Raw genomic sequence first — 2309 nt, forward strand, 5'->3', positions numbered from 1 at the left:
ACGATGGAGATTCAGATGAAGACATTTTTAGAACCACTATGAGAGTACGTTACGAGTTTTAATAAAAAATATAAACAAAGGGTGGATAATTATGTATAGGTCTAAGGTTATATTTTTATTTCTTATAGTGTACCAAATACTAACAATAAATGAGCTATATAGTAATGATTTCCAAAAAGAGATAGTCAGTGATTTTAAACAGGTTTCTGCATATATCCTAGATAAAGACGGCGATTATTTTATCATTGATGCTGGAATAGAAGACGGTATAAAGGTTGGTGACATATTTTCATTAATAAATAAAAAGACAATTATCCACCCTAAAACTAATAAAGAGATGGCATATGATGTTGTGGTCTCTCATTTAAAGGTAGTTCAGGTTAAAAATAATTATTCTCTTATTGAACCTCTTGACAATAGGTTAGATCAAATAGAGATAGGGAGTAAAACCCTCAGATATGAAAGTGTTCCATCTACCTTTTTTGATCTAACAGGGAAGGGTAAATATATCTATCTATATCTAAAGAAAAATCTCCCCTTCTTAAAATGGGAAGATTATAAATACATTAAAGATGCCAAAAAAGAAGTATTTAATAAGGCATTTAACAAAAAAGAGATCTCTTTAGCATTTATAGCTTATAACGATAGAATTGAGGTCTATAGTGGAGACGGTAGTCTGATAAACGTTTATCAGTATGTAAATGGGGTAGATAGTATAAGTAAAAAAGATAATGATATTAATAAAAGTGTTATTGCTGCAGCTAAATTAAAAAATGGAAATAATGTTTTAAGTAAAAGTAATAAGGTTGATGCAAAAAATAGCAAATCTCTTTTAGGAAACACAGTTACCTATGAAAAATTAAAACGCATTGAAAGCTTTCCCTTTTATACAAAAATGTCAGATTTTTTAAAGGTTGGTGATGAACTATACATAGCAGCAATTAATGACAACTCTATTAGAGTAATTAATATTAATAATCCTGACGCGTTAGATATTAAGGTTGATATACCTGACAACAATGAAGGGTTAACAATACAGTGGGTTAAACTAGAGGAAAAAGATAGCCCTTATATTATAATTAATACGTGGTCAGAATTACATAATAGGGTAATAAGCTATCTATTAAAAATAAATGGAGAAAATTTAAGTATCCTAGATAGTTCATATTCTATAATGGGTGTTTTTGATAGAGATAAAAATGGCAAAAAAACATTTATATTGGGACAGGATTATGATCCAGAGGAATTTTATGGTAAACGTATTAGAGTATATAATATTAAAAATGATAGATTTAATAAAGGTGAATATATCTATGAGTATCCAACTAAATTTACAGTTTTAAGCAGTGCAATATCAGATATAACAGGAGATGGTGTAAACGAAAATATGTTTATTCATAATAATATACTCTATATATATAGCGGAAAAGACTTAATCTATACTTCTTCAAAGATAATAGGTAATAATGCATCTATGCTAACATATGAGATAAATCCAAAATCACCTTATGTTAGGCAAAATACTGTAAGCTTAGAGTTCCCTCCTATAATAAAAGATATTGACGGTGATGGCACTTTAGAGCTATTAACAATAGCAAGTAAAAGAAACGTACTTAGCTCTATTGTTGGTGTTAATGAGATTGAAGATAATTGGCTAATCTTTTTTAAATATAAAAATAATCAATTTATAAAAGGATCAATAGATAAGATAGTTGAAAAGCATATAAAAGGCTTCACAATATTTAATAATAAAATAATTGCTGTAGTTTCAGCAAAAAAAGGCTTGTTAAAAGATATAAAAGAGACAACAGATATAGTTGTTTTTTAATATTTACTTAGCTGCCCCAAAATCATCGTATAATATATTTTCTTCTTCTACGCCTAGATTGTCTAGTAGATTTAGCATAGCTTTTAACATTGGTGGTGGTCCACATAAGTAGTATTCGCAATCCTCTGGTGCTTCATGATCCTTCAAATAATGTTCATACAAGACCTCATGTATAAAACCTGTGTAACCCTTCCAGTTATCTTCTTTTAGTGGTTCTGATAGGGCAATATACCATTTAAAATTATTGTGCTCTTCTTGTAATTTATTAAAATCCTCTACATAAAAAAGTTCCCTTTTGCTCCTTGCTCCATACCAAAAGGTTATCTTTCTTTTTGTTTTAATTCTTTTTAGTTGATCAAAGATATGTGCTCTCATTGGGGCCATTCCTGCTCCACCTCCGACAAAAACCATTTCATTATCTGTATCTTTTGCAAAAAATTCACCAAAGGGACCCTCAATTGTAACAATATCCCCTGGTTTC

2 protein-coding genes are annotated in these 2309 nt (G+C 29.4%); one reads left to right on the forward strand and one right to left on the reverse strand.

Features of this window, described 5'->3' with window-relative positions; translation table 11 throughout:
* Positions 1-91 precede the first annotated feature (91 nt).
* Entirely contained in the window at positions 92-1828 is a 1737-nt protein-coding gene (locus tag SVN78_10260) for a hypothetical protein (GenBank protein MDY6821989.1), read from the forward strand.
* Between the two features lie 3 nt (positions 1829-1831).
* On the opposite strand, the gene SVN78_10265 is transcribed toward SVN78_10260, so the two are convergent.
* On the reverse strand, positions 1832-2309 hold a 478-nt coding region (locus SVN78_10265), incomplete at its 5' end, for an NADH:ubiquinone reductase (Na(+)-transporting) subunit F (GenBank protein MDY6821990.1).

The sequence above is a fragment of the Deferribacterota bacterium genome, from assembly GCA_034189185.1.
Taxonomy (GTDB): Bacteria; Chrysiogenota; Deferribacteres; order Deferribacterales; family UBA228; genus UBA228.

What these genes read in the sequence shown, in the direction of transcription:
- SVN78_10260 (MDY6821989.1), top strand. Translation starts at nt 92, where the DNA reads ATGTATAGGTCTAAGGTTATATTTTTATTTCTTATAGTGTACCAAATA.